Annotated in this window: 3 protein-coding genes; all 3 read left to right on the forward strand. The window is 35.1% G+C overall.

From position 1 onward, the window contains the following. The coding region (locus tag AC1DSL_RS16365; protein ID WP_477533005.1) for a DegT/DnrJ/EryC1/StrS family aminotransferase at window positions 1–1,109 on the forward strand (1,109 nt) is incomplete at its 5' end. Next, on the forward strand, window positions 1,106–2,362 hold the full coding sequence (locus tag AC1DSL_RS16370; RefSeq protein ID WP_477533006.1) for a glycosyltransferase family 4 protein: 1,257 nt from the start codon (window positions 1,106–1,108) through the stop codon (window positions 2,360–2,362). The genes AC1DSL_RS16365 and AC1DSL_RS16370, both read left to right, overlap by 4 nt. Before the next feature lie 212 nt (window positions 2,363–2,574). Next, window positions 2,575–3,622 (forward strand): O-antigen polymerase (locus AC1DSL_RS16375; RefSeq protein ID WP_477533007.1); only part of this gene is annotated, 1,048 nt, incomplete at its 3' end.

Raw genomic sequence — 3,622 nt, forward strand, 5'->3', positions numbered from 1 at the left:
ATCTTTCATCGCCACATATGAGTGAGGAAGGGTTTGAGCTGGCATTTGTTCAAGAGGCCTTTGATACGAATTGGATTTCACCACTCGGGGCAAATGTCGATCTGTTTGAGAAAGAGCTGGCTGAAAAAGTGGGAAGTACATCTGCAGCGGCCCTTTCATCAGGAACGGCAGCTCTTCATTTGGCTCTAAAAGCAGCTGGCGTCGAGCAAGGAGATATTGTTTTCTGTCAGTCGTTAACTTTTTCGGCGACGGCCAATCCCATCATTTATCAAAATGCCACTCCAGTTTTTATTGATAGTGATGCGGAAACGTGGAATATGAGTCCTACCGCATTAGAAGAAGCGTTCCAGAAATATCCGAAGGTGAAAGCTGTCATAGTCGTACATTTATATGGGTTATCGGCGAATATGGACCCGATCGCCCGGCTTTGCAAAAAACATCAGGTTGCGTTGATTGAAGATGCGGCTGAATCGCTTGGAACCTACTACAAAGGTACGCATACTGGGACTTTTGGAGACTATGGTGTTTTTTCTTTTAATGGGAACAAAATTATTACTTCTTCAGGCGGCGGGATGATAGTTTCGGACAATGCGGAGAGGATTGCCAAGGTTCGATTCTGGGCTACACAAAGTCGAGATCCAGCAAGGCACTATCAGCATAGTGAATTAGGATTTAATTACCGGATGAGTAATGTCGTTGCCGGAATTGGTCGAGGTCAGTTGAGAGTGCTAGAACAACGAGTGGCAAAGAAAAAATACATTTTTGAATTTTATCAAAAAGAGTTAAGCGGCCTGGATGGTGTGGAGTTTATGCCCATTCACGATTGGAATGAACCGAACTATTGGTTAACTGCCTTGACTCTAAGCGGACAAGTTCGTCCACTAGACATTATGAAAGCTCTTGAAAAAGAAAACATTGAATCAAGGCCAACTTGGAAGCCGATGCACTTGCAACCATACTTCGCGAAATACGATTTTATAGGAGCCAATGTATCAGAAAAGTTATTTGAAAATGGTGTCTGTTTGCCATCTGATACAAAAATGACCGATGAGGACTTGGGAAGAGTCGTGGACACAATCAAAAAACTGTGGGGAGCCTCAAAAAAATGAAAAAGAACATTTGGATCTTCAATCATTATGCCACCGATACGTTTAAAGACCTAGGGGGACGGCATTTTTGGTTTGCTGAAAACTTAATCCGCCAAGGACATCAAGCTACCATTTTTTGTGCAAGCACTCTTCATAATACAGACGAGAATATTGATACAGGAAGTAAAAAATACAAAACAAATGAAGTAAATGGCATTCCCTATGTTTTTATCAAAACACCTAGTTACGTCGGAAATGGCAAACAACGAATTAAAAACATGATCGTATTCTATCGAAATCTGTTCCCCGTCGCAAAAGAGGTTGCAAAAATTCACGGGAAGCCTGATGTGATCCTCGCTTCAAGTGTTCATCCGCTAACTTTAATAGCGGGCATTAAACTCGCGAAAAAGTTTGGCATTCCTTGTGTTTGTGAAGTGCGGGATCTATGGCCTGAGTCCTTAATCGAATATGACTCGATAAAAAGAAATAGCTTAGTCACCAATCTGCTATATCGTGGGGAAAGATGGATTTATAAAAAGTGTGACAAATTGATTTTTACGATGGAGGGTGGGAAGGATTACATAATTGAACGAGGGTGGAACAAAGAACTCGGCGGACCGATTGATTTAACGAAAGTGCATCACATTAATAATGGTGTTGATTTAGAGCGTTTCACTGAAAATATAAAGCGTTATATAGTAGTGGATCCTGATTTAAACAACCCCAAACTGTTTAAGGTTGTGTACACTGGATCGATTCGGAAGGCAAACAATGTAGATCTAGTTGTAGAAATTGCAGAAATCATCCAGAAAAAAGGTGTTAATCATATAAAGTTTTTAATTTATGGGCGAGGAACAGAGAAAGAGAATTTAGAAAAATATTGTGTTGATCATGGAATTAAAAACATTCAATTTAAAGGGTTTGTCGATAAAAATCAYATCCCGTATGTTCTCAGTAAGTCCGATTTAAATATTGTGCAGCTTTTTTCACAAAACGGGCTCAAACGGTTTGGTACGAGTGTGAATAAAATGTTTGAATACTTTGCAAGTGGGAAACCAACGCTTTCAGGTTGTGAATATGGGTACGATCTCATTCGAAAATATCAATGTGGCATTGTGATCGATAATGCTAGTACGAATCAGCTTGCGGAAGCCATTATTAACCTGTCTAATATGCCTCAGGATGAAGTTGCAATTTATAGTCAAAATGCATTAAAAGCCGCACAAGACTATGATTTTAAAGTGTTAACTAGAAAGCTTGAACAGTTACTATAATTTTATAGATTGGTGGTCAGGATGGCTCTTTAAAGGAAAAATTGATAAGAATTCTGGAAGGATTACTTCATCAATGATTTTACATCACCAAAATTTTTAGGTGGAGAATTTTCCTTAAATACAGAACTATGTGAGGATGTGATCTGTCTATTAGTAATATTACATTTAAAAAAAAATATCTATATACACTATTMGTATTAATCGTTTTTAAAATGCTATTGGAATACGGTTACTTTTTATTTGTAAATCCAGTATTTGAATATGAAGGGTTTACTATAAAGATATCAATCTTTAAATTATTCGAATCTTACCTAGTAGTTTTCATCTTAAGTATTTTTATAATTAAATTAGAAAATCTAAGTTATCCAAGCAAAATTGTAKTATATGTACTGTTTATCAATTTATTATTACCTATTTCATCACTGTATTGGTTACAGGATCATTCACGAGAATTTTTTCTAACCATTTCACTGTCATTTTTATTACTTTTTTATATTCTAGTAAAAACCCCAATGCTAAAACTTCCTACTTTAAAAGAGGGAAAAAATTTATCATTTTTAATATTATTTTTCTTAACCATCATTGTTTATGTTTTTTTAATCGTTACTGGTGGTCTACAAAGAATAAATTTTGATCTATCAGATGTTTATTCAACTAGAGAAGAATTTAACGCTAGTAGTGATAATTGGTTAATGGATTATTTATTGCCTTGGCAAGCGCATATAACAAATATGTTCTTGTTGATTTATGGATTGATCAGGAAAAATAGAATATTAGTTGTTATTTCTTTAATTTTACAAATTTCAATTTTTGCAATGACAGGACATAAGAGTTATCTTTTTGCGCCTATTCTTATTTTTGGAATTTATTATTTCTTTAAAAAAGGTTATCAGAATAATATATTATTTTTTATCACATCTGCCTTAATATTTTCACTAAGTATTTTATATATTTTGTACAGTATTTCTAACAACCCAAATATGTTATCGCTCTTTTTAAGAAGGTTATTTTATGTTCCTGCACAGTTACATTTTTTATATTTTGATTTTTATGAGAACATGACGAAATATAAGCTGTCCGCATCTTTCCTTTCTTTTATCATTGATAATCCATATGGTACTAATCCGGTTTATTTAGTAGCACAAAAAGTATTTGGTAGAGACTTTAGCCCTAACGTAGGTATATTCGGGGATGCTTATTTGAATTTCGGAATAATTGGAATTCTACTTTTTATGTTGATCTTAGGGGGAGTATTAAAAA

It is taken from the genome of Paenisporosarcina sp. P4_D4, from assembly GCF_056401835.1.